Source organism: Brevundimonas sp. GW821-FHT12E07 (assembly GCF_058807035.1).
Window position 1 is genome coordinate 1,629,410 of sequence record NZ_JBXAQH010000001.1, and the last position, 23,412, is coordinate 1,652,821.

The 23,412-nt window shown below is 67.1% G+C and carries 26 protein-coding genes; 15 read left to right on the plus strand and 11 right to left on the minus strand.

What is annotated here, in order from left to right:
- Position 1: 1 nt before the first annotated feature.
- The 5 genes from AC1ROD_RS07625 to AC1ROD_RS07645 form a co-directional block, all read right to left on the minus strand.
- Positions 2-1,390, minus strand: a complete 1,389-nt coding sequence (locus AC1ROD_RS07625; protein ID WP_492947637.1) for a dihydrolipoyl dehydrogenase — start codon at positions 1,388-1,390, stop codon at positions 2-4.
- Positions 1,391-1,398: 8 nt separating this feature from the next.
- The gene (locus AC1ROD_RS07630) at positions 1,399-1,809 is read right to left on the minus strand and encodes an ester cyclase (RefSeq protein WP_492947638.1); all 411 of its coding nucleotides are present in this window, start codon (positions 1,807-1,809) and stop codon (positions 1,399-1,401) included.
- A 180-nt stretch (positions 1,810-1,989) separates the two neighbouring features.
- Complete coding sequence (locus AC1ROD_RS07635) at positions 1,990-2,370, minus strand: response regulator (RefSeq protein ID WP_492947639.1); 381 nt, start codon at positions 2,368-2,370, stop codon at positions 1,990-1,992.
- A 103-nt stretch (positions 2,371-2,473) separates the two neighbouring features.
- Positions 2,474-3,580, minus strand: a complete 1,107-nt coding sequence (locus AC1ROD_RS07640) for a PAS domain-containing sensor histidine kinase (protein ID WP_492947640.1) — start codon at positions 3,578-3,580, stop codon at positions 2,474-2,476.
- Complete coding sequence (locus AC1ROD_RS07645; protein WP_492947641.1) at positions 3,573-4,361, minus strand: alpha/beta fold hydrolase; 789 nt, start codon at positions 4,359-4,361, stop codon at positions 3,573-3,575. The genes AC1ROD_RS07640 and AC1ROD_RS07645 overlap by 8 nt, the downstream gene beginning before the upstream one ends.
- A 304-nt stretch (positions 4,362-4,665) precedes the next feature.
- Between AC1ROD_RS07645 and AC1ROD_RS07650 the strand changes: the two genes are divergently transcribed.
- The 6 genes from AC1ROD_RS07650 to AC1ROD_RS07675 all read left to right on the plus strand — a co-directional run bounded on the left by AC1ROD_RS07650 (position 4,666) and on the right by AC1ROD_RS07675 (position 8,289).
- Positions 4,666-5,292 carry a tyrosine-type recombinase/integrase gene (locus AC1ROD_RS07650; protein WP_492947642.1) on the plus strand — a complete coding sequence of 209 codons (627 nt, stop codon included), beginning with the start codon at positions 4,666-4,668 and terminating at the stop codon, positions 5,290-5,292.
- 752 nt (positions 5,293-6,044) lie between these two features.
- Positions 6,045-6,188, plus strand: coding sequence for a hypothetical protein (locus AC1ROD_RS07655; protein ID WP_492947643.1), 144 nt, complete (start codon positions 6,045-6,047; stop codon positions 6,186-6,188).
- Between the two features lie 867 nt (positions 6,189-7,055).
- Positions 7,056-7,292 carry an ATP-binding protein gene (locus tag AC1ROD_RS07660; RefSeq protein ID WP_492947644.1) on the plus strand — a complete coding sequence of 79 codons (237 nt, stop codon included), beginning with the start codon at positions 7,056-7,058 and terminating at the stop codon, positions 7,290-7,292.
- Positions 7,293-7,608: 316 nt separating this feature from the next.
- The gene (locus AC1ROD_RS07665) at positions 7,609-7,836 is read left to right on the plus strand and encodes a hypothetical protein (protein WP_492947645.1); all 228 of its coding nucleotides are present in this window, start codon (positions 7,609-7,611) and stop codon (positions 7,834-7,836) included.
- A gap of 67 nt (positions 7,837-7,903) precedes the next feature.
- Complete coding sequence (locus AC1ROD_RS07670) at positions 7,904-8,110, plus strand: con-10 family general stress protein (protein WP_492947646.1); 207 nt, start codon at positions 7,904-7,906, stop codon at positions 8,108-8,110.
- The gene (locus AC1ROD_RS07675; RefSeq protein ID WP_492947647.1) at positions 8,110-8,289 is read left to right on the plus strand and encodes a DUF3606 domain-containing protein; all 180 of its coding nucleotides are present in this window, start codon (positions 8,110-8,112) and stop codon (positions 8,287-8,289) included. Before AC1ROD_RS07670 ends, AC1ROD_RS07675 begins: the two co-directional genes overlap by 1 nt.
- 12 nt (positions 8,290-8,301) lie before the next feature.
- Here the strand turns inward: AC1ROD_RS07675 and AC1ROD_RS07680 are convergent, their stop codons facing one another.
- Complete coding sequence (locus tag AC1ROD_RS07680) at positions 8,302-8,529, minus strand: DUF433 domain-containing protein (protein WP_492947648.1); 228 nt, start codon at positions 8,527-8,529, stop codon at positions 8,302-8,304.
- A gap of 141 nt (positions 8,530-8,670) precedes the next feature.
- Here AC1ROD_RS07680 and AC1ROD_RS07685 point away from each other — a divergent pair, with 141 nt between their 5' ends.
- From AC1ROD_RS07685 to AC1ROD_RS07695, 3 genes are read left to right on the plus strand one after another with little or no spacing between them, the layout of a single operon-like run.
- Entirely contained in the window at positions 8,671-9,201 is a 531-nt protein-coding gene (locus AC1ROD_RS07685; RefSeq protein WP_492947649.1) for a hypothetical protein, read from the plus strand.
- Complete coding sequence (locus AC1ROD_RS07690) at positions 9,201-9,935, plus strand: SOS response-associated peptidase (RefSeq protein WP_492947650.1); 735 nt, start codon at positions 9,201-9,203, stop codon at positions 9,933-9,935. The genes AC1ROD_RS07685 and AC1ROD_RS07690 overlap by 1 nt, the downstream gene beginning before the upstream one ends.
- Complete coding sequence (locus AC1ROD_RS07695) at positions 9,932-10,180, plus strand: hypothetical protein (protein ID WP_492947651.1); 249 nt, start codon at positions 9,932-9,934, stop codon at positions 10,178-10,180. Before AC1ROD_RS07690 ends, AC1ROD_RS07695 begins: the two co-directional genes overlap by 4 nt.
- A gap of 312 nt (positions 10,181-10,492) precedes the next feature.
- On the opposite strand, the gene AC1ROD_RS07700 is transcribed toward AC1ROD_RS07695, so the two are convergent.
- The gene (locus AC1ROD_RS07700) at positions 10,493-10,885 is read right to left on the minus strand and encodes a hypothetical protein (RefSeq protein WP_492947652.1); all 393 of its coding nucleotides are present in this window, start codon (positions 10,883-10,885) and stop codon (positions 10,493-10,495) included.
- A gap of 192 nt (positions 10,886-11,077) precedes the next feature.
- On the opposite strand from AC1ROD_RS07700, the gene AC1ROD_RS07705 reads away from it, so the two are divergent.
- A complete protein-coding gene (locus AC1ROD_RS07705) occupies positions 11,078-11,341 on the plus strand; it encodes a hypothetical protein (RefSeq protein ID WP_492947653.1) in 264 nt (87 codons plus the stop codon).
- A gap of 334 nt (positions 11,342-11,675) precedes the next feature.
- Here the strand turns inward: AC1ROD_RS07705 and AC1ROD_RS07710 are convergent, their stop codons facing one another.
- Complete coding sequence (locus AC1ROD_RS07710) at positions 11,676-11,858, minus strand: hypothetical protein (RefSeq protein ID WP_492947654.1); 183 nt, start codon at positions 11,856-11,858, stop codon at positions 11,676-11,678.
- Between the two features lie 106 nt (positions 11,859-11,964).
- On the opposite strand from AC1ROD_RS07710, the gene AC1ROD_RS07715 reads away from it, so the two are divergent.
- The gene (locus tag AC1ROD_RS07715; RefSeq protein WP_492947655.1) at positions 11,965-12,432 is read left to right on the plus strand and encodes a hypothetical protein; all 468 of its coding nucleotides are present in this window, start codon (positions 11,965-11,967) and stop codon (positions 12,430-12,432) included.
- Here AC1ROD_RS07715 and AC1ROD_RS07720 read toward each other — a convergent pair.
- Both AC1ROD_RS07720 and AC1ROD_RS07725 read right to left on the minus strand, forming a co-directional pair.
- Complete coding sequence (locus AC1ROD_RS07720) at positions 12,395-12,658, minus strand: DksA/TraR family C4-type zinc finger protein (RefSeq protein WP_492947656.1); 264 nt, start codon at positions 12,656-12,658, stop codon at positions 12,395-12,397. The two genes, AC1ROD_RS07715 and AC1ROD_RS07720, sit on opposite strands and share 38 nt — an antisense overlap.
- Positions 12,659-13,073: 415 nt before the next feature.
- The gene (locus AC1ROD_RS07725; protein ID WP_492947657.1) at positions 13,074-13,985 is read right to left on the minus strand and encodes a HEPN domain-containing protein; all 912 of its coding nucleotides are present in this window, start codon (positions 13,983-13,985) and stop codon (positions 13,074-13,076) included.
- A 683-nt stretch (positions 13,986-14,668) separates the two neighbouring features.
- Here AC1ROD_RS07725 and AC1ROD_RS07730 point away from each other — a divergent pair.
- The 4 genes from AC1ROD_RS07730 to AC1ROD_RS07745 all read left to right on the plus strand — a co-directional run bounded on the left by AC1ROD_RS07730 (position 14,669) and on the right by AC1ROD_RS07745 (position 21,687).
- Positions 14,669-15,187 carry an RNA polymerase sigma factor gene (locus AC1ROD_RS07730; RefSeq protein WP_492947658.1) on the plus strand — a complete coding sequence of 173 codons (519 nt, stop codon included), beginning with the start codon at positions 14,669-14,671 and terminating at the stop codon, positions 15,185-15,187.
- 1 nt (position 15,188) lies between these two features.
- A complete protein-coding gene (locus AC1ROD_RS07735) occupies positions 15,189-16,169 on the plus strand; it encodes a FecR family protein (protein ID WP_492947659.1) in 981 nt (326 codons plus the stop codon).
- Positions 16,170-16,251: 82 nt separating this feature from the next.
- Positions 16,252-19,194 (plus strand): TonB-dependent receptor domain-containing protein, encoded by a 2,943-nt coding sequence (locus tag AC1ROD_RS07740; protein WP_492947660.1) that lies wholly within the window; start codon positions 16,252-16,254, stop codon positions 19,192-19,194.
- Between the two features lie 9 nt (positions 19,195-19,203).
- Positions 19,204-21,687, plus strand: coding sequence for a S9 family peptidase (locus tag AC1ROD_RS07745; protein WP_492947661.1), 2,484 nt, complete (start codon positions 19,204-19,206; stop codon positions 21,685-21,687).
- Here the strand turns inward: AC1ROD_RS07745 and AC1ROD_RS07750 are convergent.
- Complete coding sequence (locus tag AC1ROD_RS07750) at positions 21,605-23,410, minus strand: asparagine synthase-related protein (protein ID WP_492947662.1); 1,806 nt, start codon at positions 23,408-23,410, stop codon at positions 21,605-21,607. The genes AC1ROD_RS07745 and AC1ROD_RS07750 overlap by 83 nt on opposite strands.
- Positions 23,411-23,412: the final 2 nt, after the last annotated feature.

Genomic DNA, 23,412 nt, shown 5'->3' on the forward strand with positions numbered 1-23,412 from the left:
CTCAGGTGTGTCGCTGACCCGCCAGATCGCGCAGGGCGGTTCGGAAACTCTCCTCCATCGTTGGGTGATAGAAGGGCATCTCCAACACATCCCTGGCCGTCATCTTCAGCTGGACGGCCCAGGCCAGCAGATGGGCCAGATGCTCGACGTCGGGTCCAAACAGTTCGCCGCCGAGCAGGACCCCGCCCTTCGCGTCGGCGTATAGGCGCAACACGCCCGACAGCCTGCCATCGACACGCGCGCGTCCGACGTCGTCGCTGCAGCCGATGGTCCAGCCCTTGGCCGCCTCCTCGTCCCAGCGGGGACCGACGCTGGCGATATCAGGATCGGAATAGACGATCGCCATGTTCGGCATCGGGACCCGTTTCTCCAGCTTCGGCAGGCGCGCCGCGTTGCGGCCCGCCAGCTCGCCCTGAAGCGAGGCCTCGTGCAGGACGGGCCGGTCGTCGTTGGCGTCACCGACGATGAAGATGCTGGAGCTTCCGCAACGCAGGGTGTCGGGATCGAAGATCGGGACCCCGTCCTCACCCAGTTCCAGACCCGACAGGTTCAGGTCGAGACCGTCCAGCGCGGGCTTGCGGCCGGCGGCGTCGAGCACATAGTCGAACGTCCCGCGACGCGCCTTGCCGTCGGCGGCGGTCCAGTGGAGCAGGATGTCGCCGTCCGGCTTCCGTTTCGCGTCGACCCTGACGCCGAGTTCGAAGGTCAACTCGCGGTTCATCTGGTCGGCCACGGCCGCGCCGACGACCGGATCCTTCACGCCTCCGATTGCATCTCCCTCGTCGAAGACCGTCGTCTTCACCCCCAACCGGACGAAGGCCAGGGCCAGTTCCAGGCCCAGGGGACCGGCCCCGATGACCGCCAGCGCCCGCGGCAGGGTTTCCAGGTCGAAGACTGTCTCGTGGGTGAGGACCCGCTCTTCGCACGCCTTGGCCAGATCCTCGGGAACAACCGGCCGCGCGCCGGTGGCGATCACGATGGCGCGTGCCGTGACGAGGCTGTGATCATCGACGGTCAGGGTATCCGGGCCGGCCAACCACGCCCGACCGTTCAGCTTGTCGGAGGGCGGGATGGCCGCGACCTCCTCCAGCACGCCTTCAACGAAGTGATCGCGCTCGCGCCGCACCCGGGCCATGACCGCCTTGCCGTCGATCTCGAGATTTCCGGCGTGGACGCCGAAGGTCTGCGCCGCCCGGGCGTCACGTGCGGCCCGGGCCGCCGCCAGCAGGAGCTTGGACGGCATGCAGCCGTATCGGGTGCAGGTCGTGCCGCCGGGACCGGCCTCGATCAGCAGGACCCTGGCCCCGGTGGCCTTCGCCGAATGGTAGGCTGCAAGACCGGCGGAACCGGCGCCGATGACGGCGACATCGCAGGAAACAGGCTTGAGCACCGCCCGGATCAGACTGGGGCCGCACCGATCTGTTTGAGGATGCCGAGTTCGTCCGACGAACCCCAGCGCTCGACCATCTTGCCGTTCTCGAACCGGCCGATCTGCATTCCGCGGACCTCGATCGGCTTGCCGGTCGCGGCCACGCCGAGGAAGTCACCCTGGTGCGTCCCCGTCAGGGTATAGGCGAAGGCGACCTTGTCCCCTTCGCTGACCATCGTCTGCGGTTCGACCTTCATGTCGGGGAAGGCCGTGCGCATGCCGGTGAAGAAGGTCTTGAAGCCTTCGGGGCCGGCGCTCTGGCCCGGCGCTGGGTCGTTATCGACGCAGCCTTCGGCGACGACTTCCGAAAAGGCGTCCAGAGCGCCAGTGTTGACGATCTCGCCGAAGCGTTTGGTGGCGGCGATGGCGGCGTCGGACATGAGCGTTTTCCTGAAAGAAGTTCAATGCCCTAACCTTCGACCGCCCTATCGGTTGCGACGCCGCTGGAGTTAACACCCCGCGGGCCAGGCCGCCGGCTCACCTCGCCGCCAAACCTTCACTGCGCGATCGCCTGCGTGACGTATCCGGCGGCATGGAACATTCGGAAAGGAGCGTCTCCTTCAGAGGGGCTTTCTACGTGTCCGAACGATCTCGGAGATCACCTCCATGTCGTAGGGCTTGGGCACGAACTGCCCATCGTCGGGGATGTCGGCCGGCGCGGGCCGCTCCCTGCCTGAGGTGAGGATCAGCTGGATGTCCGGCCGTTCGGCATGGACGCGCCCCGCCAGCGCGAGGCCGTCTTCGGCGCCCGGCATGTTGATGTCCGTGAACAGGACCGAGATGTCAGGGTGATCCTCGATCATCGCCATCGCCTCGCTCGCCTCGCAGGCTTCATAGGTCCGGCAGCCGGCTTCGTTCAGGGCTTCGGTCGCGTTCAGCCGCAGCAGGGGCTCGTCGTCGACGACCAGGACGACCGCTTGGGAAATGTGTGTGTCGGCCATGGGCACTGAACCGGGCCCGGCCACCGTTGTTCCGTGAGGCATCTCATAAGATGTTGGATGATCGAGGAAACAGCCGCGCTTTTTGTTCGTCTTCGCGAGGTCGTCAGTCTGTTGTCCGCAGCGGCATGACGAACGTGAACCGGGTTTCGGTCGCGTCCGACGTGGCCGACAAGATCCCGTCGTGGGCGCGGGCGATCTCCGAAGCGATATGCAGGCCGAGGCCCAGGCCCTGCTGGTTCGGCCGGGCCTCGCCCCTGAAGAAGGGCTGGAACAGGCGATCCAGGGTGGCCGGCGGGATCGGCTCGCCCGCATTGGCGACCGACAGGACCAGCTGACCGTCCTCGGTTCCAGCCGAAAGCCGCACGGGCTGTTTCGCGTCGCCGTGAACGAGGGCGTTGCCGAGGAGGTTGGACACCAGTTGGGCGACCCGGCCGGGATCGAAACTGACAGGGTCCGGAAGGTGGAATTCGCAGGCGATCACCCGGCTGGGCTGGCTGACTTCGAGTTCCGACACGACCTGTCTGAGTACGGGCTCCAGCGAGGCGGTGGTGCGCTGCAGGTCGATGCCGCTACCTAGCCGGCTGCGCGCGAAATCCATGACGTCGTCGATCAGACCGGCCATCCGGTCGACGCTTGTCTCCATCAGGGTCAGCACGCCTTTCGCTTTCTCGCTGATCGCCTCGCGTCTCAGCAGTCGCGCCGCACCGACGATCGAGGCGAGGGGGTTGCGCAGGTCGTGACCCAACACGGCGATAAACTGCTCGCGCAGTTCCGAGGTCGAACGCTCGTCATGGAGCTGACCGCGCAGATCGCGCTCGTAGCCTCTGCGCCCCGTCGCGCGGAACACCGCGACCCGAATGGCGGTGAGGTCGCCAGCGGCGTTGCGGCGCTCCGTGGCGTTGACCAAAACCGGCAAGGGCTCCCCGTTCGCCGTCACCAGATCGAGCGACACCTCCTCGAAACCGCCCCGAAGCCGGAGGACGGGGGCGAAGTTGGTCTCGTAGAAGATGCGCCCCGGCACGGTCAGCAGGTCGCGCAGGCGTTTGCCGACGAGGGCCTCGGACGGAAATCCTATCCAGCGCGTGAAGGTGTCGTTGACCCTGACGATCCGTCCATCGGCCTCCATCACCAGATAGCCGCAGGGCGCGTTGTCGAACAGATCCTCGAAGCCGGGCGTGGCGGCGGTGTCGTCGACTGTCGACTCAGACAAAGGCTTTGATCGCGGCGATGACCTCGTCGGGCGCGCTGAGGTTCGGGCAGTGTCCCGTGGCCTCAAGGCGGATCAGCCGGCTGCCCGCGATGTGATCATGGACATACTGGCCGACGGCTTCGCCCGCGATAATGTCGTCGCTGCACTGAAGGATCAGCGTCGGCGTCGTCACTTGCGGCAGGTCGGCGCGGTTGTCCGAGGTGAAGGTGGCGCGCGCAAAGGCCTCGGCGATGACGGGATCGACGCGGCAGAAGCTGGCGGTCAGCTCCTCTCCGAGCTCGGGACGGTCGGGGTTGCCCATGATGGCGGGCGCCATGGTTTCCGACCAGGCCATGGGGTTCTCGCCGAGGAAGGTCAGCAGCTCTTCGATCTGGTCCGATCCGAACCCGCCGACATAGTCGCCGTCGTCGATGTAGCGCGGCGAGGGCCCAACCAGGACCAGTTTAGAGAACAGGGCCGGCGCCCGGATCGAGGCGAGGACGCCGATCATGCTGCTGACCGAATGGCCGACGAAGACGACGTCGCTCAGCCCCAGTTCGCGCAGGATCTCGATGAGGTCGTCGGCATAGCCCGTCAGGCCGGCGTATTTCGATGGATCATAGGCCGTGAGGTCCGACCCGCCGGCCCCGATATTGTCGAACAGGACGGTTCTGAAGTCTGGCTCGAACGCCGGGGCTACGAAACGCCACATGTTCTGGTCGCAGCCAAAGCCGTGGGCGAAGACCATGGCCCGCTCGCCAGAGCCGCGCATGCGGACATTATTGCGTTCGATCGATGACAAGGGTCGCGCTCCGACCCTGCACGGCGGCTGAGCCCCAGGTGGCGTAGCCGACAGAAGGCGCCGGGACAATGGGCCTGTTGGTTATAGGTCAGTCATCCACAATGACCATATCTCTGAGGCACTTAGATCAAAATGAAGGGGCGCCCCCGATCGCGAATGATCCCGGATACATTTGATCCATCAGGCTCGCCAGTCCCGATCGGCCCATGTCGCGCTTGAGGTCGGGGCCAGACCTTCGCTGCCGGCGCTCTTCGGGCCCGGATAGGCGTATGATGGAGCAGGGGCGCTTCCTGAGGAGATGGCCATGAGCCAGCTCGATCTTTTTCGTCCACCCCGCACGCCCTGGAACGTCGGCCGTATGATTGGCGCGAAGGCGCCGCTCAAGCCCAAGCATATCTGGGCAATCCGCTATCACCTGAAAACGCGTGGAGCGGTACGCGATCTGGCGATGTTCAACATCGCGCTGGATGCCAAGCTCCGCGGCTGCGACCTCGTAAAGCTGCGTCTGTCCGACATCGTTCACGGTGGTGAAATCCGCCAAAGGTCCGTCGTCGTCCAACAGAAAACGGGCCGGCCAGTCCCTTTCGAGATCACAGAGCCGGCGCGGGACGCGCTTCGGGCCTGGCTGGAACAGCGCGGACCTCGCTCCGATGATTGGCTGTTCCCGAGCCGGAGCCGGGACGGGAGCCACATCGGAACACGGCAATACGCGCGTCTGGTTGATCAATGGGTTCAGGCCATATCGTTGGATCCTGCAGGATACGGAACTCACAGCCTGCGCCGTACCAAGGTGGCCCTGATCTACAAAAAGACCGGAAATCTGCGCGCATGTCAGTTGCTGCTCGGGCACGGAAAACTCGAGAGCACCGTGCGGTACTTGGGCATCGAGGTGGATGATGCGCTCGAGATTTCCGAGCAGATCGATCTCTGACATCCGCCCTCGACCGGGCGTTCACTCTGGCTGAGAAAGGGGAAGCGGCCGTCGCGCTCGCCCGGTTTGGACGGCGAGCGCCATAGATTAGTCGACCGCCCGAAGCGCGCCTCTAACCATGCGATGCATCTTGTCCGGAAATCATGAGGAGGCTTAAAAAGCGCCCCCAGTTCGCCGCTGAACTCGCAGAGGATCCTATGCGCCGCCGGCCTCGTCCCAAGCTCTTCCGTCCCTCGACGTGGCTTTGGATATGGTTGCTATTGGGAGCCATCGGGTTAGCGGGCTTGGTCGCGGCTTCCGCCTACCTTGGGGAGGGCGGTGTTTGACGAGGGTGTCACCCTCGCGGGCTCCGATCCTTGAACGGGCCTACGAGCTTGCGGACAGTGGGACAATCGCATCCACCAAGACCTTGCGCACAGCGCTTGTCGCCGAAGGCTATGGCTTCGCTGAGGTAGCAGCGGCATTGAATGGTTTGGCGATCCGAAGATCCTTGAAGGCCCGCATCGTCGGCACCCGTGCGGGGTCTGAAAAAAACGGCAACGGGGCCTGAAGCGCTCGAAAGTCAGATAGCAGGAGGTGTATCCGCAGACGGCAATAATACCGGCTTTCGCGTTCGCAACCTCTGATACTGTGACGCTGGACAATCCGCGGCCTGCGCGCTTTTGATAGCCAACGTTATGGGACGTCTATTCGATCGCCTGATGGCGGGCTCAGCCGAGTACACCGTGGAGCCGACCGGGGAAGGTGGCCTTGTGCTCATTCGCAACGACGAGCATGCCGAGGCCTTCGCCCGGTTGGTGCGGGAGCTGATCAACTATCCCAATGATGAGTTCGCAGTGCTGCCGACTGGTGACGGACGGGCGGGCTACGAACGGGTCGTGATCCTGCCGCTCTGACGCGGTTGTGCCGCACACACCGGACTCTGGTTCAAGCGGCGTGCGTGGCGCGATCTAGGACACGCAGACGGCCCCCAGCAATCGCCTGTGTGACATGGCGACCCTTCTTTCCAACGGGAGCGACGTAACGGATCGGTGCGCCATGTCCAGTTTCCGGACGCGAGCCAATGGCTGCTTCTGGCGCTTCTCAGACCTAACCCTTTCAGGCCGACCCTGACCCAAAGCGGCGGTTGCGAATGCTTGGTGTTTGACGGCGGATCGCCGCACGAGGGTGACCCAGACGAGCCTGCGGGCGCTGTGGAGAAGGGGGAGCCTGGCGTCTCGCCCATTCTGATTGCTGACTTCTCTAGTGAGCCGAGGCGGTCTGGCCGCCTAGTCAATTACACAGCCACAGTATGCGGGTGCGAACCCCGCACCGGGCGGGGGCGGATCTCGACCTTGGTCGCTCCGCTCTTCTCGCTTGCGCCCGCAGCATAACCGGCGGCGGTCTTCACCGCCGCCAGGGCGATCCCGCCCGGCGCCTGTCCGGCAGCAACCGCCGCCATTGGTGCTGGGCGAAGACTACCGGGTTGTGCGACTTGACCGGCTCGGTCAGGCCGTAAGGGCACGGAACCTCCCGGGTCTCTCGCGCATAGGTGCCGAACTACCGGTCGAAGACGATCAGCACCCGCCGAAGTTGCGATCCAGGTAGGCGCGGTTCGACACATGGTGCACGCGGTGGCCGGCGGGCGTGTTGAAGTGCACCCGGTGGCGGCGGGCGTGTTGAACGCCCATTCGAGGGGGCCCAGCCGCAGAACGCCCAAGTCCGGTCAAGGTCGCCGAGGTTGGCGGATCTGATCCGCATCGCGATCAGCGATCAGGGACCGGATGTCTCCCCGGCCTTCCGAGACCGGCTGTTCAGCCCTTCACCCAAGACGGTTCGGTCTCTCCGGCTCCAGTAAGCTGAGCACGGGACTGGGGCTGGCCATCATCAAGACCATGATCGAACAGATGGGCGAGAGCGTCTCGCTGAGCGCTATACCGGAGACCGGCGCGACCTTTGTCATCGCCCTGCCTCGGCAGCGTCGGAAACCTGAGCCGGGCCTTGGTTTCCAAGCTCGGTAGACAATCCTGTCCGCGACGGGTTGCACGCGGTCAGGGGCTCCAAGGCCGACGCATTGCTGCGGCGCCTTGAAGCCGGACCAGCGGCCCGACCTGAGCCAAGTCGGTTCGGGACGGGCCGCATCAGCGTGGGGGCGCATCTCGGTATGACCAAGAGCGACACCCGGCCACCGCAATCGGGGGGATCAGACGGCGACGGCGATCCATAACCGCTCGCGGGCATTGGAGTTCCCCGCGCGGGCCGCGAGTTTGCGCTTTGCTGGCCGGAACCCGGCGCTTCCGTCGGCGCTGAGTCCGGTCATTGATCGGAGGTGCTGCAATGGCCGTCAGAAAGACGCTGTTGAAGTCCGACACCGGCGTCTGCCTGACCCGTGTGGACGAGGTCGCGGGCGTGAAGGTGAAGGCGACCCACTATCGGCTGACCACGCTCCGGCCGAACCAGCCCAGGGTCATCGCCGATCAAGCCTTGGCCGAGGCGGCCTTCGCCGCCGAGGTGGCGGCGTCGCGGCGGGACCCCGTCGCCGTCCGGATGGCGGCCAGCCGTTAGCGTCCGGCACGGGACACAGGAACTGACCGGCAGCGTTCGGGATTCGCTTCTGCAAGGAGGACGAAAAATGGATACGACCGGCACCCCCGCAAACGGCGTCAAACGGCGCGGCTTCGCATCGATGAGCCCCGAACGGCGCAAGGAACTCGCGATCAAGGGCGGTCGCTCGGTGCCTGATGAGAAGCGCAGCTTCGCCCAGAACCGCGATCTGGCGCGCGAGGCGGGCCGCCAGGGCGGCATGCAGACCCACCTCAACAAGAAGGACAAGGCCTGATGTCAGACGACAAGACCAAGACCGGCGGTCAGGACCGCGACCGCATCAGCCTGAGCGAGGACTATGAGGTTCGGGACTGGGCGGAGACGTTCGGCGTCACCGAGAAGGCGCTGCGCGACGCCGTCGCGCGCGTCGGTGATCGGGCCGAGGACGTCCGGCGCGAGCTGGGCGGCCAGTAAAGAGCGGAGCCGTTATCTTGTTGCCGGCGGGGGCGCGGTGTTGGGATGCTCTCCCGCCCAGGCGATGGCGGCCTCGATGTCCTCTCGTTCGAGGTAGGGGTAGTCAGTGAGGATCTCCGCCCAAGGCCCGCCGGCCTCGACCAGGTCCAGGACCGCGCGAACGCTGATCCGCATATTCCGGATCGTCGGCTGACCGTCGAGCACAGCAGGGTCGCACGTGATCCGCGAAATATCGGCCATGTCGTACGGGCTCTCCGGTCGCACTTGGAAAAGGTCCGCCGCGTCTGGAACCGCGACGGACCCGACTTCTCATCAGAAGTTCAGAGCGGCGTCCAATCGCTCCGACTCCACAATCGGCGAACGCCGTGTCAGGTTCCTTGCATGATGCTTTCAAACCCCGAAGCCCTCAAGGTCACGCTAGATGGAGCTCTCATCTCCGGCGAAATCGCGGAGCACGTCTATGGGATCATCGACGATCTCAAGAGCGCCGCCATCGTCCAGGATGCCTATCACCACGCCCTTACCGATATGGCGGGGATGGAAGTTCCCGCTCCGGGAGATGATACCCTCGCCTTCGACGCTCTGACGCGCACGCCGCATGTCTTCGCCCAGGCCTGGGCCCGGACGCTGCGCGATATCGCCGTGGAGTTGGTGGTCCTGGCCGACGAACAGACGACCGCCGAGGCCGCCCGTCACGCCGCGGATCTTTTTGGCAAGGCCTTTCCCGGCATCGCCAGCGCTGTCGGCCCCATGAGGGTCGCCATCGCCGATTCCGGCCAAGTCTATTATGCCGTCGGGCCCGGCCGCTTCGCGGTCCGGATCGATGACGCGGCCGTTCGGGACCTGGAGGCGGTCGTTCAGAAGCTTCTCGAACGTCTACCGAAGGAGCCGCGTCTCAGATTGGTGAGCTGATGTGCAACCTCTATTCCATTCGCAAAGGCCCAGCCGCGATCCTTGACGCCGCGCGTGCCATGTCGGGCACGGTCGGCAATCTCGAGCCGCGGGACATCTATCCGGACTATTCCGCTCCCATCGTTCGCCTCAACGAAGCGGGTGAGCGCGTCCTCACCTTGGCCCGCTGGGGAATGCCGACGTCCAGCCGCGCCCTGTTCGAAGCCGCGACCAAGCGTGCGGACAAGCTGCGCGCGAAGGGAACCGAGTTCGAGTTCAAGGAGCTCCTGAAGATGGAGCCCGACAGAGGCGTCACCAACGTCCGGAACACCATGAACGCCTCGGGTGGCATCAATGCGCACTGGCGCCCATGGCTGGGCTGGCCGAACCGCTGCCTGGTTCCCTTCACCGCCTTCAGTGAGCCCGACCAAGACTACCAAGGCGCCAAGACGCCGATCTGGTTCGCCTTGTCCGAGGATGAGCCCCTGGCGTTCTTTGCCGGCATCTGGACCGCTCACGCAGGCGTCCGCAAGATCAGCGTGGGCTGGGAGGAGTTTGACGCCTTCGGTTTCCTGACCACGGACTCGGCCGAGCCCGTGAAGACCTATCACCGTAAGGCCATGCCGGTGATCCTGACGACCGAGGAAGAGCGCGACGTCTGGATGCGGGCGGGCTGGGACGAAGCGAAGGCGCTCCAGCGGCCATTGCCGGACGGGATGCTCAAGATCGTCGAGCATGAGAATATCGACGCATGAAGGACTGGGAACACAAGCCCGATGGGTCGGTGAACCTCGGCGTCTTGGTTGGCTATGACCTGGCCCTCAGCGACGACAACGCCATCGCGGTGCGCTTGGCCTACGCGCACAATCGCGAACAACTGCTTGGTGAGATGGTCCCGTTCCACACCCAGATCGTCATGTCGGCCGAGGCGGCTGAGGCGTTCATGAAGGACATGCAGGACGCTGTGCTAAGCGCGAAGGCGGCAGGCGGCGAAGCCTGACCTATCGACAGCCAGCGCGCGTTGAAGGCCCGGAGCGGCGCGCGGGCTGGCACCCATTGATCCGCACGAGTTCACGTCGCGCGCCGCGCTTTTCCCGCCTCGCCCGCAAGCTTTGGCGGCGGGGAATATTGCGGTTGGAGATAGGCCTCTGGTCAGTCCAGCGCTGGCTTGCTTGGGCTCCGGTGGGAGGTCTCCCGCTCGACGCTGACCACGGGCGTTCTGACCCGTACCGAACCCGGGGAACGGTGAGAGCCCTAACGCGATCTGGCGGTCAGGACCTGAAACGCCACTATGTCCGCGGCTATCACAGTCTCACGCGGCCTTGCCGTCCTCTATCGCCGCGACGACCATCTTAACTTCGACCTGGGCTTCGGCACGCGTCTGAGCGCACCACTCCAGCAGGCTCAACAGCTTCTCGCTGGCTTCTCCGGCGCTGGGATCCATGAGGATGGCCATGATGTCGGTCACGGCCTGCTGCTGGCCCATCAATGTTCCAGCGCGATAGAGGGGGTCGTTTGTGAATGTCTCTTCGTCCATCCTTTCAGTAGCATCAAAGTCGTAGTTCTGTTCCCAAGTCCCTGTTCCGAAAAGACAAAAGCCCGCCGCCCTGGAAGAGGCGGCGGGCTCAACGCGGAGCCGGAAGCTCGACGCTAGGATCAGCGTCACGGCGAAACGACGCTGATCACCAGCTTCCAGAATGCGCATCTGCGGGTCCGGTTTCGCGACGGATGTCATCAGTCGCGATCGCCGACACCGCTACGGAAGGGTTCACAGACGGTTCGATTGTGGCAGGCTGCTGAAATGCGAGCGAGCGACACGACCCTTGAGGCGCTAGAGACCTTCTTGAAAACTCTCCAGGGCCCTCTCGGCCGAGCGCTCCGCGACGCTGGCTCGATCATGAACCAATGGCTGGAGGCCCGGGGGCAAGAACTGGACGACCTGACTGACCCGGAGCTGGTCGACCTTCTGCTCGGCGCCTTTCTTGAGGCCGCGCCGGCCCATTACGGGCACGTCGACCGCGCCACCCTCGACGCCGGATTGGACGACCTGGTCGCCGCGGTCCGGATAGAGATGGCCGCCACGCCGCATCCAGCGAGACCTTCAACTAGCAGGCCCGGTCAGAGCCCCACCACGAAGGCGCCGACCGTCTTAACCCCCTGATCGGGCGTGGCTCTCTCCTGCCTGTTTTCGCAACGCAAAGCGCTAGGGCGCCGCGTTGCCAATGCGACCGACCGACAGAACCCATTCTGGCCCGCCCTGCCGAAGACGCGCGGACGCTCAGTCAGGCGTGTTGCCCTTGTCGCCTTGGCCGTAGTGCTCACGCTGATCGCTGCCCGGTTCGTTGCCAGGGCGCTGCTCGGCTGATCTCGGTTTAAAGCGCGGTTTTGAACCCGGGGCAGCTCACAGCGCCTTTGGCTTGTCCTCGCGGGAGGCGGCCAGATCCGTCCAGATCGGTGGCCCGGGCGCACCCTGTGCCCAGGCCTTTCACTGCCGGTCAGGTCGCCTTTCGATGGGCTCGATATCCGCCGATCACGGGGACAAAGTCGTAGTCGGGGTGCGGTAGCGGCTCGAAGAAGAAGGTTGATGGCCGGGCCTTGCCGCCAATGGGGCGCCGTTCGACCTCGCGCCGCTGCGCCGGCACGTCAAGAGTTGAGCCGTCTTCCAGCATCACCTTCATTGTCGCCATTGCACCCCCCGGTCAGGTGTATGAAATAACCACTTTCCGATCTTTCTGACCATAAGACTGTATCGCGGCCCAGTCCCATCGCTGCGACAAGCGTCGCATGGCAGGCGTTGCTGTTGGCGCCGGAGGGGGCAGGCCAGAGGTAGGCGATTTCTCGCGCGTTGACGGCCGCCAGAACCTGATCGGCCTGTCGAAGGCGCTCTCGGGTTTCGTGATCAGCGCCGGTGAACAGGTCGGCGTGTGGCAACCCAGGATCATAGCAACCCCTCCGGTAATCGAAGCGCTCTCCCCGGATCAGTTCGCGCTGGAACAGGATCAGCCCGCCATAGACGCGAAGTTTAGCGCGGTTGGGACCGCGCGCGATCCCGTGCAGTTCGGTTACGACGCGCCCGCCGGCATCCATGACCGCAAGGAAGGTATTGGCCCCGAAACGGAACTCAGGGCGGGCGCCGCGTCGGCGCAGCCTGACGGCCGCCGTTTTGACTTTGCACGGCACGTCGAGTGGCATGACAGCCAGCAGACGTTTTGCTCTACCGCAACTGACTGTCCTTGCTGCCGCGACGGTTGATGGAGGAATGTCGGACCGTCCGATCTCGGCCGGACTGGCAGGCGATGCAGGTTCTCACCCCCGGCATCGCGGCCCGGCGGGCTTCCGGAATGTCCTCGCCACATTCAACGCACTCAAGCGATCCCGGGCCATAAGGCATTCGTGAGCGGGCGTTCAGAACGCCGTCAGCAATCGTATCGTCGATCTGATCGAGAACCGCGCCCTCATGCGCCCATCCGGTCGCCATGCTCTTTTCCTGCCTGTTGCCAGAGTTTCGAAAATGGGATGCGACTCTCAGATCCCAGCGTGGCTTTGAGCGGCGCTTCGGGCTATCGGGACGGGGTGCGTGTCGCGCGCCAACGCGGGCGAGGGGAGGGGCGCGCCGACGTTCCCTGATGTTGCGTCTGACCGGCTGCGGGGATTTGCCGGGCCCGGTGCTGCTGGAAAAGCTCCCAGGCAAGCGTGGCCAGGGCCAGCTTGCCGGCGTGACGACCGGCGAAGCGGCGTCCGCCTTTCGACAAAAGCAGTCCGCTGACGACGGTCGCGATACGGGACAAGGCCATGGAGATCTCCTGATACCGCTCTGCAACGCGGCGAGGAGGTGATCGGTTCGCGGACAGGGATGGACCAGTCCGGAGGATCAGAAGGGCGGCGCTCGGGAATCACAGTGACGCGGCAGCGAGCTCGCTCAGTCGTCTGGACGATGCGTCCTCAATGGTCGCCTTCAGGCGGGCGATCCGCTCAAACAGATAGCCGAGCTCTTCGTCCGTGATCTTGAAGTGTTTGGAGTATCGGCCTTTGACATAGGCCGCTCGAAGCAGCTCGAAACTGCGGCGCTGCAGCTTGGTCTCGTGAGGCCAGGCGTCCGCCAGTCCTGGGACCAGAGGCTCGGTGAGCTTGCGCAGACTTGTGAGCTTGTGGGACTTTGGCGAATAACCCGTCAGGACCAGCAGAAGCCCGGAGTAGAGGGTTTCAGTAGCCTGGTGGAGAAGGAAGGCAGCTTTTCGATTTCGTCCGTTCTCGAAATAGAATTTTGCGCCCATCAGGAAGTCGTCTGCTGACGACTTGAACTCCGTCAGCTCATCCTCGGCCTCCTTCAATGCCGTGCCGGGGGGCAGGGGTTGAGGCTGGACGAAGTCGACGCCGGGCGTGTCGAAGAGGGTGACGCCGTCGCGCACGATGTCGATGAAGAAGGACCGGCCGTGCTCGAGGCGGTGGTTCACGTCGTCGAGGCTATGGACGATGAGGCTGACGGGCGTGCCGAGGCCCTGGCCGGCCGTCATGTCGGCCAGCAGTCTGTCCTCGGCGGCTTGCCAGAACTCCCAGTCCGTCAGGTCCTCGTGATCGACGACGACGAGGAGATCGAAGTCCGAGAAGTAGCGGCCTACCGGATCGTGAACCCAGTCGCCGCGCGCATAGCTGCCGAACAGGATGATCTTGAGTATCCGGCCCTCCTTGAGCCGCGGCGCCTTGCGCGTGGCCGTGGCCTCGGCGAAGCCCTGGCGCAGGACCGCGACCGCATGGTCAAGCTCACGTCGCTTGGCTGGGGGCAGGGACCTCAGGGGCTTCTTCATGTGTCGGAGTCTCCCTGATTGGCGGCGCGGCGGCAAGGTCAAGGTGCGCGGGATGCGAACGGGAGGTTGTTTTCGGGGCGGGTAGAATCTGCCATGACACACCTCAGCGGGCAGACGTGAATAGGGGCCGGCTCTGATCCGGGGGATGCGGGCTTCGGCCTGCGTCGGATGCGGCCGGTCTTCAATCAGCGCGCCTTCCATCGGAGGATTCCAATGCCCGCGCCCCATTGCCGGAGCGGAGCCCGCCGCGTCACGCGGCGAGCTCCGGACCCTGAGTTTCGATGTGGCTGCGGGCTTGTGCCAGCCGCGCGCCCGCGATAGCGAGAAGGGCGGGCGCCGGTCGAGTAGGCGCATGACCCCTGGCCGAGGGGCGTTCGCTCGTCGAACGATCGGCCGGTCCTTCCCCAAAGCTTCCGGGCCTTTTCGCAAAGGTTCCAACGCCCGCCCCCTCTTGCGCGGCGAATCCAAATCAGCCACGATTCAGCGTCGGCTTCGGTCGACAGGGGCTTGGAATCCCCTGCGATGCCAATGTGAATGCGATCACCACGCCGGTGCGCCCGCGAACGCCTGTTCGCGCGCGTTAAGCACCGCTGCGCGTGCGCGTTTCGACGTCCCTCCTGTGGAGGGCGCAGGATTTCCCATGCGGTCTTCGACGCCCCTGAACCGGCTGGATGGAGGCGTGCGTGTCCAAGGCCAAGACTGCGGGGGAGCGCGTCCCGGAGGCGACGGAGGCAAGCCTAGAAAGCCTTTATCGCCGCCACTCGTCCTGGTTGACCGCGAGCATCCGGCGGCGCTTCGGCAGGGACGCCGAGGATGTGGTTCAGGAGACCTGGCTGAGGGTGGCGCCGCTGGAGGCCTTGGTGGAGCTGCGGCATCCGAAGGCCTTCCTGCTGCGGGTGGCGAGCAATCTGGCGATCAACCGCGCCCTGCAGACCAGGCGGCGGCAGGCGATCCTGGAGACCGTCGCGCCGCTGGAGGCGGACGGGCAGGGGGCCGAGCAGCTGGAGGCGGTTCAACTGCAACAGATGATCGAGGGGTTGCCACAACCCCTCCGGGATGTCTTCCTCTTGTCCCGACTGGGCGGGCTGTCGACCGCCCGGATCGCCGAGGAGCTGCATGTGAGCCGCAAGACGGTGGAATGGCGATTGAGCCGGGCCATGGCCCATTGCGCGGCCCAGCTGCGGCGCGACGAGGGGGCCTGAGGTGAGCGGTTCGCAGAAGAAGGTCCGCGCGCCGGAAAAGGAGGCGGCGGCTTGGCACGCGCGGATGGGATCGACCTCGGTCGCCACGGCCACGGTCGAGGAATTCTTCGCCTGGCACGCCATTCCCGAGAACGCAGACGCCTATCGCAGGGTGGACAAGGTCTGGCGTGAGAGCGGCGCCCATGCCGCCGACCCGGTGCTGGCCAAGGCCCTGGCGGAGGCCCGTTCGCGGGCGCGGCGGCGGCCGTCGGCGGGCGCGCGGAACCGGACCTTCATCGGTCTCGGCGTCGCCGTCGCCGGGGCGATCTGTCTGGCCGTGGGCGGGACTGTCTGGCAGCAGGGTCGCGGCGTTTACGAGACCGAGCTGGGCCAGAGCCGGGTGATCGCCCTGGCGGACGGGTCTGAGGTGACCCTGGATACCGGAACCCGGCTCCAGGTCCGTATGGAGAGGGGCGTGCGCAGGATCCGGCTCGACCGGGGCCAGGCGCTGTTCTCGGTCGCCCATGACCCCGCAAGGCCCTTCATCGTCCAGGCCGGAGACACCTCCGTGGTCGCGGTCGGGACGGTCTTCGACGTTCAGCGCAAGGGCGGGGAGGTGGATGTCACCCTGGTGTCGGGCGTCGTCGATGTGGCCTCGAAGGCCTCGCCTGCCGAAAAGACGCGAATGGCGGCGGGGAACCAGGCGCGGGTCTCGACGGCGGGCGTGACGACCCGGGCGGTCGATACGCGGGCGGAGACCGGCTGGGTACGGGGACGGCTGATTTTCGAGGACACGCCGCTCGCCGAGGCGGTGGGAGAGATCAACCGCTATCTGCCGCAGAAGATCGTCATCGGCGATCCGTCCCTGGGCGCCGTGCCCGTCAACGGCCTGTTCCGCACCGGAGACCGGGACGCCTTCGTCGCGGCGGCGAGCGACGCCCTCGACCTCCAGGCGACGGCCCTGGCCGACGGCTCGGTCCGTCTGACCCGGCGCGCAAAATAAATCGTCCGGGCTCCAGGCAAAACCGGAGGCTGAACTGTCTTCCCTATGAGCGCCATGAGGCGCGAAAGGGGGAGGACCATCCATGAACCGCTTTAGTCTGTTGTCCGGCGTCGCCGTCACCGCCTGTCTCGTCGCCTTCAGTCCGGCGGCCTCCGCCGAGACGGCGAGGGCGTTCGAGATCCCCGCGGGGCCGCTGCGCGGCGCCCTGACGGCCTTCGCCGCCCAGTCCGACCAGCAGATCCTGTTCGCCTCGGATCTGGTCGCCGGGCGGACCTCGCCGGGCGTCAGCGGTCGGCTCGAGCCCGGCGCGGCGCTCGACCGTCTGCTGGCGGGAACAGGCCTGTCCTGGACGCAGTCGCGGCCGGGCGTTTTCGCCCTCACGGGATATCGGGCGGAGGTCACGGATGAGGCGGCGACCGAGGTCGATTCCGTCGTGGTCACCGGCTCGCTGCTCAAGTCTTCGGGCGATCCCGCCTCTCCGGTGATCGTTCTGGATCGGGCGGCGCTGGACCGCAGCGGGCGCGGCACGGTGGCGGAGGTGCTGACCGATCTTCCGGCCAACTACGCCGGCTCCGGCACCCCGATCGTGCAGATGACCACGGCGGACCGGCAGGGTTCGAACGCGGTGAACGCCACCGGCGTCAATCTGCGCGGGCTCGGCCCGGCCTCGACTTTGATCCTGGTCAACGGACGCCGCGTCGCGGGCACCGGCTTCCGCGGCGAGTTCGGAGACGTCTCGGCCCTGCCGTCCAGCGCCGTGGAGCGGGTGGACGTTCTGACAGACGGGGCCTCCGCAATCTATGGATCCGACGCGGTCGCCGGCGTGGTCAATGTGATCATGCGCCGGGCGTTCGACGGCCAGGAGAGCCGCGTTCGGGTCAGTGCGGCGCAGGGCGGGGCCGAGGACCTGCTCGTCTCCCATCTGGCCGGGCGGCGCTGGTCGTCGGGGGCGGCCTATCTGTCTCTGGAATACCAGACGTCCAATGCCCTCAGCTCGCTCGACCGCGCCTATACGCGCGACGGCGATCTCAGGCCGTTCGGCGGAACCGACCACCGGGCCATCTACAGCGCTCCGGGCAATCTTCTCGTCTACAACACGGCGGCCGCCGCCTATCAGGTGTCTCACGCCATCCGTCCCGACGCCTCGGGGACGGCGCGGGCGCCGACGGACTTCGTGGCGGGCGCCGCGAACCTGCAGAGCTCCAGCCTTGGCGTCGACCTCCTGCCCAACCAGACGCGGCAGAGCGCCTATGGCCGGGTTCATCAGTCGCTGGGCGATCGCCTCGATCTGACGGCGGATGTCCGCTTCAACCGGCGCGACTACGATTTCGCGGGCGGGGCCAACATCAGCATCCTGAGCGTCACCCGCGCCAATCCCTACTATGTCTCGCCGACCGGGGCGGCCTCCAGCCTGATCGGCTATTCCTTCCTCGGCGATCTCGGACCGTCGAAACAGAAGGGCGCCTCCGAAAGCCTCGGCCTGACCACGGGCGCGACCTATGCGCTCGGGCGGGACTGGTCGCTCGACGGCTACCTCGCCTTCGCCCAGGAGCGCGGCGAGGTGAGGGTGACCAACCGCGTCAACAGCCGGCGGCTGAACGAGGCCCTGGGCGTGACGGCGGACGATCCGACGACCGCCTTCAACACGGCGGTGGACGGCTTCTTCAACCCCTACGGGGCGGGCGGCGCCAACAGCCGCGCCATCCTGGACTTCGTCGGCTCGGGCTTCACCGGAAGCCGGGACGAGAGCCGCGCGACCTCCGCCAATCTGATGGCGTCGGGACCGCTGGTCTCCCTGCCTGGCGGGGTGGCGGAGCTGGCGGCGGGGGTGCAGATCCGGCGCGAGACCTTCGACACCCGGATCACCGCCTTCACCTCCGCGGCGGCGCCGGTCACGACCGTGACACCGCAGGCCGAGCGCACCATCCGCGCCGTCTTCGCCGAACTGCGGCTGCCTCTGGTCGGGCCGGACAACGCCCGGCCCGGCGTCCGCCGACTGGAGGTCTCTGTCGCGGGACGGTTCGAGGACTATGACGACTTCGGATCGACGACCAATCCCAAGGTGGGCCTTGTCTGGGCCCCGAACGCCGACCTGACGCTGCGCGCCTCCTGGGGGACATCGTTCCGGGCGGCCTCCTTGCCCCAGACCCATGACGCCGAGACCAACACCGTCACCTTCCTGCCGCGGGCGGACGGGTCTCGGGCGCTGGCCCTCTATCTCTATGGCGGCAATCCCGACCTCAAACCCGAAACCGCCGAGACGGTGACGGCGGGCTTCGACTACCGGCGACCGGGCGGGATGACCCTCAGCGCGACCGTCTTCGACACCCGTTTCACCGACCGCATCGCCCAGCCGGCGACCGAGAACCTGAACGGGGCGCTCAGCGATCCGGCGCTCGCGCCCTTCGTGACCCTGATCAGCCCCGGAACCAATGCGGCCGATCTGGCCCTGATCCAGAGCTATATCGACCAGCCGGGGTTCGCCTATGCCGGTCTCTATCCCGCCTCAACCTATGGGGCGATCGTCGACGGGCGCTGGGTCAATACGGGCGAGGTGCATGTCCAGGGCCTGGATCTGTCCGCGCGCTATCCCCTGACGGTCGGTCCCCACGCCTTCAGCCTCGATGGATCGGCGTCGTGGATGCTGACCTATGACAGTCAGACGACCCCGGCGGCGGCCGTGCGCGACGTGGTGGATCTGGTCGGCTATCCGGTGCGGCTGCGGTCGCGGTTCGGTGGGGCCTGGCGCCGGGGGCCGTGGGGCGCCGACCTCCACTGGAACCATGTCTCGGACTATCGCGACCGTCTGGGGACGCGGATCGCGGCCTGGAATACGCTCGACCTCCAGGCCTCGCTGCGCCCGGACAGCGGAGCCCTGGCCGGGACGACCCTGCTGCTCTCGGTTCAGAACCTCACCGACGAGGACCCGCCCTTCTATGACGCCCCGACCGGGTTCGGCTTCGATCCGGGGCAGGCCAGTCTGCTCGGGCGGACCGTGGCCCTGCAGCTCATCAAGCGCTGGTGAGACGGGCGAATGTTCTCAATCTGTGTGCGCCTCACATGGGCGGTGCTGGCGCTCGCCTGTCTGGTTTCGCCCGTCAGGGCCCAGACCCGGGCCCTGTCCGTCGAGGACATCGTCTCGACAGAGGCGTTCGGGCGGGCCTCGATCTCGCCAGACGGCCGCTGGGCCGTCTATGAAAAGCGCGGCCCCTATGACAGCGCGCCGCGCTATGACCTGGGGCCACGGTCGACCTGGACGATCCTGGACCTCTGGCGGGTCGATCTCTCGCGGCTGGATGCGGCCCCGGAGCGCCTCTTGCCGTCCGAGCCTGTCGGGCTGATCCTCGGCCCCTGGTCCCCGGATGGGCGGCGTCTGGCGGTCTACCGGCTGCGCGGAGACCGCCTCGAGCTCGGCGTCGTGACGGCGGCGGAGCGGAGCGTGCGTTGGACGGGACTGACCCCCGAGATGCCGACGACCGGCGGCGCGCTGGAATGGGCGTCCGACGATGTCCTCCTCGCCCTGGTCCGGCCAGACGGCAGCCTGCCCTGGCTGCTGCGCTACTACGCGGGCCCGGGTCCGGCCCTGACCCGGGCCTGGGACCGGACGGCGCGCGGCGAGGCGGCGTCCCGGACGATCCTCGACACCGAAGACGGGGCCTTTCGGGTTATCCCCGACGGCGAAGAGCAGGCTCTCGTGCGTCTCGATCTGGCGTCCGGAACGACGACCCGTCTCGCCGAGGGTGCGATCCGGGACTTCGCATCTTCGCCGAACGGACAGACGGTGGCCGTGCTGAAGGCGAGGGAGGTCATCCCCGTTGCACCGGACCATGTGGTGCAGATGGGGATTCCCCGGCGCGGACGGCTGGAGATGCACGCTCTGGACGGGGGCGGCGTCGCCGCCGTTGAGGGCTGGGATGTCGCGCCTCATCTGTTGCGCTGGTCGCCCTCGGGCGACTCCCTGCTGGTCTGGGGGCGCCGCGACGCCGCGGCCTGGGGCGACGGCGCCCTGCTTCGCGTGGCGAGCGATGGCCGCGCGGCGGTCGCCTGGCAGGGCGACCTTCGCGTCCGGCCCGAGGGCGCCGACATCGATCAACTCCGGGGCGTGCAGGCGGACTGGCTGGACGGTCAACCGATCTTCCTGGCGCGTCGGCCCGGGTCCGAGCGGTTCGACTGGTACCGGGTCTCCGCAACCGGAGCCGCCGTCAACCTGACCGAAGGCCTGACGGCGCCGCCGGCACGGCTGGCCGCCGTCGGACCGGCGGGGGCGACGGTCTTCGCCGATCAGTCGCTCTGGAGCCTGACGGAGACGGGAGCGGCGCCCGTCGCCGACGCGGGGCAGGCGCTGCGCGAGGTCGTCATCGGCGATATCGAGAAGGCGTTCCGGTTGCGGGCGAACACCGCCCCGCGCCAGACCTGGGTCGCGGGGATCGACGGCGGTGGCCGGGTCCAGGTTTTCGACGGCGTCGGTGACGGGCCGATCTCGGTGCGCGGCCTGGGCGAGCCGCTCGGCGCCTCGGCGCGGATGGTCGCGATCTCACCGGCCGCGGCCCTGGTCATCCGGGCTTCGGGAATGGTCGAGAGCCTGAGCCTGATGACCGCCGGCGGGGAACGGGTCCTCGACCGCGTCAACACCGGGCTTTCCGCCGTCCATCTGTCGGTCCCGACCCCGGTCGACCATCTGGACGTCTACGGCCGTCCAGCGACCTCCTGGCTGCTTCTGTCGTCCGGCCCGGTCGGAACTGCGCCCAAGGGACTGGTCGTCGATGTCTATCCTGGCGCGGTCGAACAGGGTTGGACCGGTCCCTTCAACCTGACCTACAGCCTGAGGGCGGCCGTTCTCGCCAGCGCCGGCTATGCGGTCCTGAGCGCCGCCCTTCCCAATGACCGTCCGGACAGCTGGAAGGCCGACGTCGAGACGGCCAGCGTGGATTTGGCCGTCGACGCCGCGCTCAAGGCGTTTCCCCAGCTGCCGGCGGACCGGATCGCCGTGGCCGGGCACAGCTGGGGCGGCCTGGTCGCCCTCAATCTCGCCACGCGCTCACACCGATACCGGTCGGTGATCGCCTGGGCGGGGATGTCGGAGATGATCTCCGAGTGGGGCGAGTTCACCCCGGTCACCCGGGTGCTTCCGGAGGGCGGGCCCATGATGCGCAACCAGCAGGGCTGGCTGGAGACCGGGCAGGGCGGGATCAGCGGTCCGCCCTGGGTCGACCTGGAGGCCTATCTCGCCTCAAGCCCGGTCCTGGCGGCGGACCGGATCACGGCGCCCGTCCTGCTGATCACCGCCGATCGGGACTACGTCCCGATGTCCCAGGCCGAGCAGATGTTCAGCGCGCGTTACCGGCTCGGCGGCCGGGCGCGGCTGATCACCTATTGGGGCGAGGAGCATATGCTGTGGAGCCCGGCCAATATCCGCGACCTCTATGCCCAGATCTTCAGCTGGCTGGACGAGACCCTTGGGCCGCCGCCGTCAGGGGCGGGGGACGGGAGGGGGAAAGGCGGCGCTCCCAGACCCTGACCCAGGCCTCGAAGGCCGCCGCGACCATGATCTCAGCGTAGTGGCCGCGCCACATCAGGCTCTCGCGGGTCAGGAGGGTCTCGGTCGCGGTGCGGTCAAGGAGACCCTCGGCCATCAGCCGGCCTTCGAGAATCCAGGGACGGAGGACCGCCAGGCTGTCGAGCACCATCCGGCCATAGTGACGGGTCAGATTCCCCTTGGAGCGCCGCTCAGCGATAAGGCGCGGCAGCCGGTCGGCAAAGGCGTGACGGGCCAGGCCGCGGTCGCGGCCGCCGAAGGTCATCAGAGGCGTGGGGATCGCCAGGCAGACTTCCATGACCGGCTGACTGCACAGGGGATTGAGGACGTCGATGGCCCGCGTCTGCAGGGAGGGCGCGTGTCGCGAGACGTTGTCTGTGACCCCCGCGACCTGAAGGCGTTTGGCTGGTCCGAAGGCTTCGCATCCCGCCAGCCAGGGATGGACGCCGACGGTCTGGTCGATCGGCGCGAGCAGGCCCTCGTCGCGCAGAAAGGGCTTGGGGCCGGACCGGCCATACCGACGGGCTTCGGCGATCATCGACCAGACGGACGTCTCGCCCAGCCGGGCGAGGGCGCGCACATCGGGCGAGAGCACGGACCTCCAGCCGTCCTGGAGCCAGCGGTCCGTGAAGACGTCCGTCGTCGCCGTCTGCACCAGAACGGAATCGCCGCCCTTGCCGGTCATCAGGGCCGTGGCGCCGGCCGTCCGCACCCGCTCGGCCCAGAGCCGGTCGTGGTGGGTATCGAGCGCATTCAGTCCTGGCCGCCAGTCGCCCGAAACCTCTTCCAGCGCCGCCAGGGAGACGGCGGGCGCCGAAAGCGGGACGCTGGTGACCGGGATGTCGAGGGTCTCCGCCAGGGCCGCCACCCAGCGCCGCTCGTCGGACTGCGGCGTCTCCCCGTAGCCGTTGAGCCAGAGGCGCAGCGGCGCCTGCCGCTGGGCGACCAGGCTGGCGGCCACAAGGCTGGAGTCCAGGCCGCCCGAGACCTCGGCGGCGAGATCGGCGGACCAGCGTGAGAAGGCGCAGACGGCCTCGTCGACGGCGGACCTCAGGAGACGCGCGGCCTGATCCGGAGTGAGCGCCCGAGCCGCGCCGGCGCGGACGTGGTCGGCCGGCCGCCAGAGGATCTCGGCCGGACGGTCGAGCGGCAGCGGCTGCAAGGTTCCGGGCGCGACGGTGACCACCCCGTCGAGCGGCGGGGGCGCGGTCGACTGCAGGGGATCGCGCAAGGCCTGGGCCAGTCTGCGGTAGTCGATCCGCCAGGCCGGACGCAGAGCGTCGATCATCCAGTCGAAGGCGTCGGAGGCGGCGACGGTCAGTCCGTCCTGTCGCCAGACGATACACTCCAGCGCGCCGGAAGGATCGCGGAGGAGGGCCGACATGGCGCCTCCAGGCCCCAGGGTCTGGACACCGACGTAGCGGCCCCAGAGACGGCCCATCATCTTGTGGTCGAAGCCGTCCGCATCGGCGGGTTCCGACGTCAACCGGCTGCCGGGTTCGCGATTGAAGACGTCGCCGATCAGGATCCAGGGCCCGACGCCGAGGAGGCCGGGCGCGCGGGTGTTCGGCAGGCCGAGCCAGCAGGCAGGCGACAGGTCGCGAAGGCGCATTCCAGCTGCCGCGGCGCGCTCGCGCAGGCGTTTGGATAGGGCCCGACCCTCGGGATCGCGGGGGTCATGGCTGGCCAGAAGATAGGCGGACATCG